Genomic DNA, 11,742 nt, shown 5'->3' with positions numbered 1-11,742 from the left:
AAGGTCGAGGCGACGACCGACGCGCAGGGCCGCTGGTCGCTGGAGCTGATCGTGAACGGCGAGGGCGAGCGGGCGGGCACGACCTGGAGCCTGGAGGGCTACAACCAGTATGTGGCCAAGGTTTTCGAGGCGAAATCGCTGTTTCTGGCCTCGGCGCTGGAGACGACGCTGGGCGATCTGGAGCGGACCAGCGCGCAGAACCTGAAGGCGGCGCGCGAGACCGGCGCGGCGCGGCTGATCGTGGTCTCGGATTACGACCGCTACCTGGCCCTGCCCGAAGGCCAGAGGCGCATGAACGATCTGGTGCTGGTCAAGCCGCAGTAATACGCCCTGTGGACGGGCGACGCGTGGCGGTCCCGCTTGTCGGGGCCGCCCTGTTTTTTGGCGGCCTCCCGGCCCGCGGCAAGCCCCCGGACGGGCCACCGCACGGCGCTTCCCGGCAGGATGGCAACACCGGCGAAAGCAAAGGAACCTTCGCTGCGGCCTCTCGTTGAACTCAGCGGGAATCGGCCTATTCTGCGGCCGAGCCCCTGCCCAACAGGAAAGGACGACGCCGGATGACCACGCAGACACAGGCCAGTGCCCAAGCCGCCCTGGACGAGATCCAGACCGTGACCGCGGTCGTCCTGCCCGAACCTCCCGCCGCCACGCCCAGCCTGACCGAAGCCGAACCCGCCATCGCCGCCGAGATCCGCCAGCGCATGGGGGAAATCGACATCCGCGATTCCGGCTCGATCGTGCATTTCGGCGCCCGGGCCCAGAACGAATTGCAGGAAATCAGCCAGGCCATGCTGGCCGATGTCAAGAACAAGGACGTCGGCCCCGCCGGCGAATCGCTGCGCGAGATCGTGACCACCATCCGCGGCTTTTCCGTCAGCGAGCTGGACGTGCGCCGCGAGCGGAGCTGGTGGGAAAGGCTGCTGGGCCGCGCCGCGCCCTTCGCCAAGTTCGTGGCCAATTACGAGGAGGTGCAGGGCCAGATCGACCGCATCGCCATGGATCTGGACCAGCACCAGCATCGTCTGCTCAAGGACATCAAGTCGCTCGACCTGCTTTACGAGCGCACGCTGAACTTCTATGACGAGCTAGCGCTCTACATCGCCGCGGGCGAGGAGAAGCTGGCGCAGATCGACCGCGACGAGATCCCCGCCAAGGAAACAGCCGTCGAAGCCGCGGCCGAGAACGACAAGGTCATGGCGGCGCAGGAGCTGCGCGACCTGCGCTCGGCCCGCGACGACCTGGAGCGCCGCGTGCACGACCTCAAGCTGACCCGGCAGGTGACGATGCAGTCGCTGCCCTCGATCCGGCTGGTGCAGGAAAACGACAAGTCGCTGGTGACCAAGATCAATTCCACGCTGGTCAACACCGTGCCGCTGTGGGAAACGCAGCTGGCCCAGGCCGTCACCATCCAGCGCAGCGCCGAGGCCGCCCGCGCGGTCAAGGAGGCGAACGACCTGACCAACGACCTCTTGACCGCCAACGCCAAGAACCTGCGCGACGCGAACGCCCAGATCCGCACCCAGATCGAGCGCGGCGTTTTCGACATCGAGGCGGTGCGCACCGCCAATGCCGAACTGATCTCGACCATCGAGGACAGCCTGCGCATCGCCGACGAAGGCCGCACCCGCCGCGCCGCCGCCGAGGAGGACCTCAAGGTGATGGAGGCCGAATTGCGCAAGACCCTCGCCTCGGCCAACGCCCGATCCGCAACTCCCGCAGCAAAGATGCCGTGACCCTGCCAGCCCGTTCCTGCCTGTCTCTGCCCGTGGCGCTGGCTTTGCTGGCGCTGCTTGCCGCCTGCGCGCCCGAACCCCCGGCGGAAACCCCGCCGCCCGCGGTCGAGGCGCCGCCGCCGCCCGACCGTCCCGACCCGCCGCCGGCCGATCAGGCCGCGCTGCGCCGAGAACGCGCCGAAAGCGCCCGCGCCGCCACCGCCCGCGCCAAGGCCGCCGCCGCCTCGCCCGCCAGCCGGAACATGCGCGACTATCTGCTCGGGGTCGAGGAGGCGCTGATCGCCCGCGGCCGGCTGCGCACCGACGGCGGCACCGAGATCGCGCTGACCGCGGAAAAGCTGACCGATGCCTTCATCGAGGTCGCGCTTTACGACGAATATGTGCGCGAAGGCGGCAAGCTGATCTCGCGCCCGACGCCCGCACCCTTGCGGCGCTGGCAGCAGCCGGTCCTGGTGCGGCTGGAATTCGGCGATTCGGCCGCCCCCGACCAGCGCGCCCGCGACCGGGCCGAGATCGCGGGCTTCGCCGCGCGGCTCCAGCGCGTCAGCGGCCATCCGGTGGCGCTGACCGGCGCCGCCGGCAATGTCAACGTGCTGATCCTGAACGAGGACGAGCGCCGCGCCATCGGCCCGCGCCTCGCCTCGCTGATGCCCGGCATCCCGCCCGGCGACATCGCCGCGCTGCGCGACCTGGCGCCGCAGAACTATTGCACGGTCTTCGCCTATTCCAGCGGCAATTCCCCGGTCTATACCCAGGCCCTGGCGCTGATCCGGGCCGAGCTGCCGCCGCGCCTGCGCCGCTCCTGCATCCACGAGGAACTGACGCAGGGCATGGGCCTGGCCAATGACAGCCCGCGCGCGCGTCCCTCGATCTTCAACGACGACGAGGAATTCGCCTATCTGACCCGGCATGACGAGCTGCTGCTGCAAATCCTCTACGATGCCCGGCTGCGCCCCGGCATGACCGAGGCCGAGGCCCGCCCCATCGTGCTGCAAATCGCCCGCGAATTGCTGGGAACCGAGGTGTGAAGCGCCTCGCCCCAGCTGGCGCAGGGGTCGGAGGGCCAAGCCCAGCCAGCCCGCGATCCGTGCCAACAGGCGCAGGAAACGGCCTTGCTGTCGGTCGGGCGGGCGGTCGGGCAGCGGCGGCATGGGAAGAATCCGGTCCGGATCAGGGGCTGGGCGGCGTTTCCAACCGGCTATCACCCTTTCTTCAAGAAAAGATGAATCCCGGCCGCCGTCGCCACCCTCTCGTCGCTTGACGAGCGGGGCGCCCTCGGCACTATCCTCATCGACAGCGCCGGGCGGGCTGGGGACCAGGAATGTCCCGGCACGCTCCTGCCCGCGGCCCCGCAACGGAAAGGCAGACCCATGTCCCTGTTCAACATCCTCGGCGGCGAGTTCATCGAGATCATCGAATGGACCGACGACACCCGCGACACCATGGTCTATCGCTACCCGACCGTCGGCAAGGCGATCAAATACGGCGCCAAGCTGACCGTGCGCGAGGGCCAGGCCGCCGTCTTCATCCACGAAGGCCAGCTGGCCGACGTGTTCCAGCCCGGCCTCTACATGCTGGAGACCAACAACCTGCCGATCCTGACCCGGTTGCAGCACTGGGACCACGGCTTCCGCAGCCCCTTCAAGTCCGAGATCTATTTCGTCAACACCACCCGCTTCAACGACCTGAAATGGGGGACGAAAAATCCGGTGATCGCCCGCGACCCGGAATTCGGGCCCGTCCGCATCCGCGCCTTCGGCACCTATTCCATGCGCGTGACCGATCCCGGCCGCTTCATGACCGAGATCGTCGGCACCGACGGCGAATTCACCCGCGACGAGATCAGCTTCCAGCTGCGCAACATCATCGTGCAGGAATTTTCGCGCATGATCGCGGGCTCGGGCATCCCGGTGCTCGACATGGCGGCCAATACCGGCGACCTGGGCCAGATGGTGGCCAAGGCGATCGGCCCGACCGTCGCCGCCTATGGCCTGACCATCCCGGAATTCTATATCGAGAACATCAGCCTGCCCGACGAGGTGGAAAGGATGCTCGACAAGCGCACCTCGATGGGCATCGTCGGCGACCTGAACCGCTTTGGCCAATATGCCGCCTCCGAGGCGATGCTGAACGCCTCGAACCAGCCCGGCGGCATGGGCGCGGGCATCGGCGCCGGGCTTGGCGCGGGCATGGGCGTCGCCATGGCGCAGCGCGGCCCCTGGGGCGCCGTGCCCCAACAGCAGGCGCCGCAAACCCCGCCGCCGCTGCACCCCGAGACCGTCTGGCATATCGCCGTGAACGGCCAGGCCGACGGCCCCTATGGCCGCGCCCATCTCGGCCGCCTCGTGCGCGAGGGCGGCTTCACCCGCGAAACGCTGGTCTGGACCCCCGGCCAGGACGGCTGGAAGCCGGCCGAAGAGGTCGCGGAGCTTGCCCAGCTCTTCACCGTCGCGCCGCCCCCGCCGCCGATCCCGAAGGCGGAGTAAGCCGCCGGAATGCCGACGCCGCCCTCGGAGTACCGCTATCCATGCGAGAATTGCGGCGCGAGCCTGGAATTCTCGCCCGGCCAGCAAAGCCTCGTCTGCCCCTATTGCGGGCATGAAAGCCAAATCGGCCCCGGCCCCGCCCGCGCGCCGGCCCGCCAGCCGCAGCAGGGGCCATGGGGCGAACGCGCCATCCTGCTCGACCCGGCGACCGGGCGGGCGCTGCAATGGGACGGCGGGCACAAGTCGCCGCAGCTGCGGGAATTGCCGCTGGAACACGGGCTTTCGCTGGACCGGCACAGCGACCTGACCGAGACGGTGCGCACCCTCTCCTGCCCGAATTGCGGCGCCAAGGTGGAAATCACCAGCGACCGCCACGCCTCGGCCTGCCCGTTCTGCGCCACCGCCGTCGTCACCGACACCGGCACCACCCGCCACATCAAGCCGCAGGGCGTGCTGCCCTTCGTCATCACCGAGGCGCAGGCGAAAACCGCGCTCGAGGACTGGCTGCGCGGGCTGTGGTTCGCGCCCTCCGGCCTGACCGCCTATGCAAGGCGCGGCAAGAGGATGAACGGGGTCTATTCGCCCTTCTGGACCTTCGACGCCGACACCGCCTCGCGCTATACCGGCGCGCGCGGCGACTGGTATTACGAGACGGTCTATGTCACGCAGATGGTGGACGGACGCCAGCAGCGCGTGGCGCAGCAGGTGCGCAAAACGCGCTGGACCCCGGTTTCGGGCCAGGTGGCGCGGGATTTCGACGACGTTCTGGTGCTCGCCTCCAGCTCGCTGCCGCGCCGCATCACCGATGCGCTGACGCCCTGGGATCTGTCGCATCTGGTCCCCTACCAGCCCGAATACCTCGCCGGTTTCCTGGCCGAGGGCTATACGATCCCGCTGGGCTCCGGCCACGACATCGCCCGGCAGGAAATGACCGGGGTGATCGCCATGGACGTGCGCCGCGCCATCGGCGGCAACGAACAGCGCATCACCGGCATCGAGACCCGCTACAGCGACGAGACCTTCAAGCATATCCTGCTGCCGGTCTGGACCGCCGCCTATCGCTACAACGGCAAGAGCTACCGCTTCGTGGTCAACGGCCAGTCCGGCCGCGTGCAGGGCGAGCGGCCCTGGTCGGTCTGGAAGATCGCCTTCGCCGTCCTCCTGGCGCTCGCCCTGCTTCTGGCGCTGCTCTGGCTGAACGAGCGCGGCGGTTTCGTCCGCATCGGCGCCGCCCCCCTCACGCCGGATATTTCCATCAGCGGCAGTTACCGCTATCAGGAGACAGGAGCGGGCGGTCCCACCGTCCGAAGCGGCTGAGAAACGGGAGGGGAAACCGATGATCCTTTGCGCCGGGGAATCGCTGATCGACATGGTGCCCGAGGGCGCCAATTACCGGCCCCTGCCCGGGGGCGCGGTCTATAACACCGCCATCGCGCTTGGCCGCATGGGCGCGCAGGCGGGCTATCTCTGGCCGATCTCGCGCGACGGCTTCGGCGAGATGCTGCTGCGCCCGCTGGCCGAGGCGGGGGTGGATACCGGCCTTTGCCCGCGCAGCGACCGGCTGACCACGCTGGCCTTCGTCACCCTGACCGGGGGCGAGGCACGCTATTCCTTCTACGACGAGGGCTCGGCCGGCCGCATGTTCGCCCCCGAGGACCTGCCCGAGATCCCCGATACCGTCTCGGCCTTGTTCATCGGCGGCATCAGCCTGGTGCCCGATCCTTGCGGCACCGCCATCGAGGCGCTGGTGGAACGCGTGCGCCACCGCATCCCGGTGATGCTGGACCCGAACATCCGCCCCTTCTTCATCGCCGACGAGCCGGCCTATCGCGCCAGGCTCGACCGGCTCATCGGCATGGCCGACCTGGTCAAGCTCTCGGGCGACGACCTGGATTGGCTGATGCCGGGCGCAAGCTTCGAGGAAGCCGCCGCCGCCATCCTTGGCCGCGGGGCGCGGGTGGTCTTCCAGACCGGCGGCTCGGCCGGCGCGCGGGCGCATTGGTCGGGCGAACCGCTGGCCGCCCAGGCGGTGCGGGTCGAGGTCGCCGACACCATCGGCGCCGGCGACACCTTCAACGCCGGGGTGCTGGCCGCGCTCGACCGCGCCGGCGTGCTGACGCGCCAGGGGCTGGAGCGCCTGACCCCCGACGCCATCGCCCAGGCGCTGGCGCTCGGCACCCGCGCGGCGGCGATCACCGTCTCGCGCCCCGGCGCCAACCCACCCTGGGCGCACGAACTGGACGCTCTGCCGGCCTGAAATCCGGCCAACCCCGGCTTCTTCGCTCCCCAACTGCTCAAAAACCCGGGCCGTCAATCCGCGGCGCCGGCCCTCTCCGGGCCTGCGGATCTTTTTTTTTTTTTCACTCCGCCGGGAAGAATTCGCCGGCCGGCTTCGTATATCAGGCAGGATGCCTGAAAAGACCGACCCCATCGCGGCCCAACTGCCCTCCCTGCGCCGCTATGCGCTGTCGCTGACGCGCGACGCGGCCGAGGCGGAGGATCTGGTGCAGGACGCGCTGCTGCGCGGCCATGAACAGCGGCGGACCTATCGCACCGGCGGCGATCTGCGCGCCTGGCTGTTCTCGATCCTGCGCAACCGCTTCGTCGATCACCACCGCAGCCGCGCCGCGCAATCCCGGCGCGAGGCCGAGCACGCGGCCATGACCCCGCTGGCGATCGAGGCGCCGCAGGAGGCCTCGATCCGGCTGGCGCAGCTGCGCGGGGCCTTCATGGACCTGCCGGCCGAGCAGCGCGAGGCCCTGTCGCTCGTCGCCATCGAGGGCCTGTCCTATGCCGAGGCGGCGGCGATGCTGGGGGTGCCGGCCGGGACGGTCATGTCGCGGGTGGCCCGGGCGCGCGCGCAGCTGCGCGCCTTCGAGGACGGCCGCGACCAAAGGCAGCCCATGCTGCGCGTGGTGGGAGGATGCGATGCAGGCGAAGGCTGACGCGATCACCGATCTGGACCTGAACGCCTATGTCGACGGCCAGCTGGACGACTGGCGGCGGCTGGAGGTCGAGGATTTCTTGGCCCACCACCCGCAAGAGGCGGCAAGGGTGATGCAGGATCTCTGCCTGCGGCGGGAATTGCGCCTGGCGCTGACCCCCGCCGTACAGCCCCCCCCGGCGCAGCGCATGGCGGCGGCGCGGCTGTCGCGCGGCCTGCGGCGCGAGGCCCGTCTGCGCCGGGCGCTGCGGCTGGTGCCCGTCGCCATGCTGCTGGCGATGGGCTGGCTCGCCAACGAGGGGCTGGGGCCGCTGTCGATCCGGCAGGGCATCGCCTCCGGGCCGCCGCCCTCGGTCTCGGCGGCGCTTTCGGCGCGCGACGCCAGCGTCATCCGCATGGCCATGGTCTCGCAGCCCGAGGTGGCCGAGCTGGACGCGGCGGAAATGCGCGCCGCGACCGGCATCCTGCTGCCGCGTTTCGCGCCGGACTGGACGATCCGCGATGCGCAGGTCTTCCCCTCGCCGCAGGGTCCGGGGATCGAGATCCTGTTCGACACTCCCGACCTGGGCCGCGTCAGCCATTTTTCCGTGCGCACCGGCAGCTTCGGCGTGACCCTGCCGCGGGCCGAGACCGGCGCCGGCCACAGCGTGGCCTGGTTCCAGATCGGCGAGACCGCGCATGTGCTGATCGCGGACGGCACGCTGCCCGAGGAATTGCTGGCCGCCGCCCGCACCCTGTCCGCGACGCTTTACTGATCCCGGATCCCGCCATGGAGTCTTCGCGATGATGAACCAGAATCCCGCCGGCCGCAGCGCCGGCTTTTCCCCCGCCGCCGCCTATGACGAAGGGCTGCGCGCCCATATGCTGCGGATCTACAACTACATGGGCCTGGGCCTGGCGCTGACCGGGCTGGTGGCCGCGCTGGTCGCCTCGGTCCCGGCGATCTATGTGCCGATCTTCGGCACGCCGCTGAAATGGCTGGTCATGCTGGCGCCGCTGGGCTTCGTGCTGTTCCTGTCCTTCCGCATCGAGGCGATCTCGGGCGCCACGGCGCAGGCGCTGTTCTGGAGCTTCTGCACGGTGATGGGCCTGTCGCTGGCCTCGGTCTTCCTGGTCTTCACCGGCACCTCGATCGCGCGGGCCTTCTTCGGCGCGGCGATCATGTTCGCGGGCATGAGCCTTTACGGCTATACCACCCGGCGCGATCTCAGCCGGTTCGGCAGCTTCCTGGTCATGGGGCTGATCGGCGTCATCATCGCCGGCATCCTCAACCTCTTCCTGGGCTCCTCGGCGCTGCAATTCGCCATCTCGATCATCGGCATCCTGGTCTTTGTCGGCCTGACCGCCTGGGACACGCAGGCGATCAAGACCGCCTATGCCGAACATCACGACGACGAGACCCGGCAGAAGCTGGCGGTGATGGGCGCGCTGTCGCTCTACCTGAACTTCATCAACATCTTCCAGCTGCTGCTGAGCCTGACCGGCCAGCAGGAGGAATGAGGCATCAAGAGCAAGCAAGGGACAAGGACACCCATGGACCACAATGACAGGCAAGCCATCGAGGGGCTGTTCGGCAATCTGGCCGAGGCGGGCCGCGCCCAGCCCCATCGCGATGCCGAGGCCGAGGCGCTGATCGGCGAGCTGATCGCCCGCAACCCCGGCGCCGCCTATTACCTGGCGCAGACGGTGCTGGTGCAGGAACAGGCGCTGAACGCCGCCCAGGCGCGGATGGAGCAACTGGAACACCAGGCCCAGGCGGCCCAGCAGCAGGGCGGCGGCTTCCTGGGCCGGCTGTTCGGCGCGCCGCAGCCCCAGCTTCAACCCCGGCCGCAGTCCCAGCCCCGCCCCCTCGCGGCGGCGCCCGGCCCTGCGCAGGCCGGACCCTGGGGCGGGGGGCGCGCCGGCGGCGGCGGCTTCCTGGCCGGGGCGGCGCAGACCGCCATGGGCGTGGCGGGCGGCGTGCTGCTGGGCAATGCCATCGCCGGCATGTTCGATAGCCCCGCCCAGGCGGGGGAACCCATGGCCGAGGATGCGGGTTTCGACGAGGAACCCGGCTTCGACGACGGCGGCTTTGACGCCGGCGACGAATAAGCGCCTTGAAATCGAGATCGCATGTCGCAAGATAAACCTTCCGAACCACGGCAACAGGCAGGAGACCGAATGCCCGCGGAAGGCGAAGACTTGCCCGGCGATAATCCCGGCTCCGAAGCCGATCCGGCTTCGGAGGACCGAAGTTGGCGGCAGCAGCCCGATGGCGCGCTGCCGCGCCGGCAACATCTCTCGGACTTCCTGACGCAGATCGCCGATGACGAAACGCGCGACCGGCTCAGCGTCACCGACCTCTTGATCCTGCTGGAAGGGCGCGCGACCGCCGGCCTGCTGCTGCTGTTCGCCTTTCCCAACATTCTGCCCATGCCGCCGGGCACCTCGGGCATCCTGGGCCTTCCGCTGGTCTACCTGTCCTTCCAGATGATGCTGGGGCAAAGGCCCTGGCTGCCCCGCTTCATCGCCGAACGCTCGCTGCCGCGGGCGGAGTTCGCGGCGATCATCGCCCGCAGCGCACCGTTCCTCATGCGGGCCGAAAAGCTGCTGTCCCCGCGCATTCCCGTGCTGACCGCGCCCCTGGCCGTGCGGATTGCCGGCGCGCTGTGCCTGGGCCTTTCCATCGTGCTGATGCTGCCCATCCCGCTGGGCAACATGCTGCCGGCGCTGGCGATCTCCATCCTCGCGCTTGGCGTGCTGGAGCGGGACGGCCTGTGGATCATCGCCGGCAACCTGGTCGCCATCCTGGCCTTCGCCCTCATCTGGGGCGTGATCTGGGCGTTTTTCCGGGGCCTCGCCCTGCTTTTTGCCTGAGCCTGCGGGCCGGCCCCTTGTCATGGAGAACTGATCCTTGTTCCTCGAATGGATGTCCGACCCGGCCGCCTGGGCCGGCCTCGCCACCCTCATCGTGCTGGAAATCGTGCTGGGCATCGACAACCTGGTGTTCATCGCCGTGCTGGCCGACAAGCTGCCGCCGCATCAGCGCGACAAGGCGCGGATGCTGGGCCTGGCGCTGGCGCTGCTGATGCGGCTGGCGCTGCTGGCCTCGGTCGCCTGGATCGTGACGCTGACCCGGCCGCTGTTCAGCCTGTGGGAGCACCCCTTCTCGGGGCGCGACCTGATCCTGATCTTCGGCGGGCTGTTCCTGCTGTTCAAGGGCACGATGGAGCTGCACGAACGGCTGGAGGGCCATGCCGCCCACAAGGAGGGCAAGGTCGTCCATGCCGTCTTCTGGCAGGTCATCGCCCAGATCATCGTGCTGGACGCGGTGTTTTCGCTCGACAGCGTCATCACCGCGGTCGGCATGGTCGACCACCTGTCGGTGATGATGATCGCGGTGGTGGTCGCGGTGGCGGTGATGATGCTGTCGGCCAAGCCGCTGATGGCCTTCGTCTCGCGCCATCCGACGGTGGTGATCCTCTGCCTCGGCTTCCTGATGATGATCGGCTTCTCGCTCATCACCGAGGGCTTCGGCTTCCATATCCCGAAAGGTTATCTCTACGCCGCCATCGGCTTCTCGGTCGGCATCGAGGCGCTGAACCAGATCGGGCGGCGCAACCGCGAGCGCGTGCTGACCTCGGGCGACCTGCGCGACCGCACCGCCGACGCGGTGCTGCGCCTGCTGGGCGGCAGCCGCGGCGAGGAACTGGGCGGCACCGCCGACGTCATCGCCGAACGCGCCGCCGAGAACCAGCTTTTCGCGCCCGTCGAGAAGGAGATGATCCAGGAGGTGCTGAGCCTGGCCGAGCGTCCCGCCACCGCGATCATGACCCCGCGCGGCGAGATCGACTGGATCGACCTCAAGGCCGACGATGCCGCCATCCGCGACCAGATCCTGGAGCAGGGCCATTCGCGCTTCCTGCTGGGCAAGGGCTCGCTCGACAACCTGGTCGGCGTGGCGCTGGCCAAGGATCTGATGCGCGACCTGCTGAGCGGCGGGCGGATCGACCTGCCGCGTTCGCTGCGCCAGCCGCTCATGGTGCATGAACATGTCAACGCCCTGCGGCTGATGGAGCAGCTGCGCAATTCGCCGATCCAGCTTGCCGTGCTGGTGGACGAATATGGCGGCGTGACCGGCATCGTCACCCCGACCGACGTGCTGGAGGCCATCGCCGGCGCTTTCGCCGACGAGAATGACGGCGAAAGCGCCGCCACGCGGCAGGAGGACGGCTCCTGGCTGATGGCGGGCTGGGCCGATATCCGCCGCGCCTCGCAGCTGCTGGAGGCCGATCTGGAGGATGAGACCGAGCGTTATTCCACCCTGGCCGGCTATATCCTGTGGCAGCTCGGCCATCTGCCGCAGGTCGGCGAGACGGTTGCGGCGGGCGGGCTGCGTTTCGAGATCGTCGCCATGAACGGCCGCGCCATCGACAAGGTCCGTGTCAGCCGCGAGCCGGCCGTGCCCCCGCCCGGCCCGCAGGACAGCGAGGCCGAGGCAAGCCACGACTGACGGCCGCCGCCGCCGATGCGCCGGGATTAAGACCGTGCTCCTCGCGGAGGCAGGGCTCGACACCCTGCCCGAGGGGATGCCCGGCAT

The 11,742-nt window shown here is 69.2% G+C and carries 12 protein-coding genes; all 12 read left to right on the top strand.

Features of this window, described 5'->3' with window-relative positions; all coding sequences use genetic code 11:
- A partial coding sequence (locus AQY21_RS09905; protein ID WP_058097509.1) for a hypothetical protein occupies positions 1-324 on the top strand: 324 nt, incomplete at its 5' end.
- 233 nt (positions 325-557) lie between these two features.
- A complete protein-coding gene (locus AQY21_RS09900; protein ID WP_058097508.1) occupies positions 558-1,733 on the top strand; it encodes a toxic anion resistance protein in 1,176 nt (391 codons plus the stop codon).
- Entirely contained in the window at positions 1,730-2,761 is a 1,032-nt protein-coding gene (locus tag AQY21_RS09895; protein ID WP_058097507.1) for a DUF2927 domain-containing protein, read from the top strand. The genes AQY21_RS09900 and AQY21_RS09895 overlap by 4 nt, the downstream gene beginning before the upstream one ends.
- Positions 2,762-3,103: 342 nt before the next feature.
- Positions 3,104-4,219: an SPFH domain-containing protein gene (locus AQY21_RS09890; RefSeq protein WP_058097506.1), complete on the top strand. Its 1,116-nt coding sequence runs from the start codon at positions 3,104-3,106 to the stop codon at positions 4,217-4,219.
- Between the two features lie 9 nt (positions 4,220-4,228).
- Positions 4,229-5,536, top strand: coding sequence for a hypothetical protein (locus tag AQY21_RS09885; protein WP_058097505.1), 1,308 nt, complete (start codon positions 4,229-4,231; stop codon positions 5,534-5,536).
- 19 nt (positions 5,537-5,555) lie between these two features.
- Entirely contained in the window at positions 5,556-6,476 is a 921-nt protein-coding gene (locus AQY21_RS09880) for a carbohydrate kinase (RefSeq protein ID WP_058097504.1), read from the top strand.
- 151 nt (positions 6,477-6,627) lie between these two features.
- Positions 6,628-7,164, top strand: coding sequence for a sigma-70 family RNA polymerase sigma factor (locus tag AQY21_RS09875; protein WP_058097503.1), 537 nt, complete (start codon positions 6,628-6,630; stop codon positions 7,162-7,164).
- On the top strand, positions 7,148-7,918 hold the full coding sequence (locus AQY21_RS09870) for an anti-sigma factor (RefSeq protein ID WP_058097502.1): 771 nt from the start codon (positions 7,148-7,150) through the stop codon (positions 7,916-7,918). Before AQY21_RS09875 ends, AQY21_RS09870 begins: the two co-directional genes overlap by 17 nt.
- Positions 7,919-7,949: 31 nt before the next feature.
- On the top strand, positions 7,950-8,663 hold the full coding sequence (locus AQY21_RS09865; RefSeq protein ID WP_058097518.1) for a Bax inhibitor-1/YccA family protein: 714 nt from the start codon (positions 7,950-7,952) through the stop codon (positions 8,661-8,663).
- Positions 8,664-8,696: 33 nt separating this feature from the next.
- Positions 8,697-9,254 (top strand): DUF2076 family protein, encoded by a 558-nt coding sequence (locus tag AQY21_RS09860; RefSeq protein WP_058097501.1) that lies wholly within the window; start codon positions 8,697-8,699, stop codon positions 9,252-9,254.
- A 69-nt stretch (positions 9,255-9,323) separates the two neighbouring features.
- The gene (locus AQY21_RS09855; protein ID WP_082658061.1) at positions 9,324-10,019 is read left to right on the top strand and encodes an exopolysaccharide biosynthesis protein; all 696 of its coding nucleotides are present in this window, start codon (positions 9,324-9,326) and stop codon (positions 10,017-10,019) included.
- Between the two features lie 37 nt (positions 10,020-10,056).
- Positions 10,057-11,655: a TerC family protein gene (locus AQY21_RS09850; RefSeq protein WP_152988179.1), complete on the top strand. Its 1,599-nt coding sequence runs from the start codon at positions 10,057-10,059 to the stop codon at positions 11,653-11,655.
- Positions 11,656-11,742 lie beyond the last annotated feature (87 nt).

The sequence above is a fragment of the Paracoccus sp. MKU1 genome, assembly GCF_001447385.1.
Taxonomy (GTDB): domain Bacteria; phylum Pseudomonadota; class Alphaproteobacteria; order Rhodobacterales; family Rhodobacteraceae; genus Paracoccus.
This window is presented reverse-complemented; position numbering and strand designations above follow the sequence as displayed.

Bases quoted from the DNA above. Each gene is read 5' to 3' on its own strand.
- AQY21_RS09900 (WP_058097508.1), top strand. From the start codon at position 558: ATGACCACGCAGACACAGGCCAGTGCCCAAGCCGCCCTGGACGAGATC.
- AQY21_RS09890 (WP_058097506.1), top strand. From the start codon at position 3,104: ATGTCCCTGTTCAACATCCTCGGCGGCGAGTTCATCGAGATCATCGAA.
- AQY21_RS09885 (WP_058097505.1), top strand. From the start codon at position 4,229: ATGCCGACGCCGCCCTCGGAGTACCGCTATCCATGCGAGAATTGCGGC.
- AQY21_RS09880 (WP_058097504.1), top strand. From the start codon at position 5,556: ATGATCCTTTGCGCCGGGGAATCGCTGATCGACATGGTGCCCGAGGGC.
- AQY21_RS09875 (WP_058097503.1), top strand. From the start codon at position 6,628: ATGCCTGAAAAGACCGACCCCATCGCGGCCCAACTGCCCTCCCTGCGC.
- AQY21_RS09870 (WP_058097502.1), top strand. From the start codon at position 7,148: ATGCAGGCGAAGGCTGACGCGATCACCGATCTGGACCTGAACGCCTAT.
- AQY21_RS09865 (WP_058097518.1), top strand. From the start codon at position 7,950: ATGAACCAGAATCCCGCCGGCCGCAGCGCCGGCTTTTCCCCCGCCGCC.
- AQY21_RS09860 (WP_058097501.1), top strand. From the start codon at position 8,697: ATGGACCACAATGACAGGCAAGCCATCGAGGGGCTGTTCGGCAATCTG.
- AQY21_RS09855 (WP_082658061.1), top strand. From the start codon at position 9,324: ATGCCCGCGGAAGGCGAAGACTTGCCCGGCGATAATCCCGGCTCCGAA.